Raw genomic sequence first — 213 nt, 5'->3', positions numbered from 1 at the left:
CCGGGCCGTTGCTGCGCAACGTTCAAATCCGCTCCCGGCGGATTTGTCCTCCTCAGGAGAGCGCTCACCGACAGACCACAGATAAAACAAAAGGCCCAGTCTTTCGACTGAGCCTTTCGCTTTTATTTGATGTCTGGCAGTTCCCTACTCTCGCATGGGGAGACCCCACACTACCATCGGCGCTACGGCGTTTCACTTCTGAGTTCGGCATGG

The 213-nt window shown here is 56.3% G+C and carries 1 rRNA gene; it reads right to left on the bottom strand.

The window, feature by feature from the left end:
• Positions 1-131: 131 nt before the first annotated feature.
• Positions 132-213: ribosomal RNA gene (gene rrf / locus OGV77_RS24805) — 5S ribosomal RNA — on the bottom strand; the annotation flags it as partial.

Source organism: Citrobacter sp. Ce129 (assembly GCF_030334545.1).
GTDB classification, from domain to species: Bacteria; Pseudomonadota; Gammaproteobacteria; order Enterobacterales; family Enterobacteriaceae; genus Citrobacter; species Citrobacter europaeus.
Note: the sequence above shows the minus strand (reverse complement) of the source record. Positions and strands in the feature narration are given on the sequence as shown.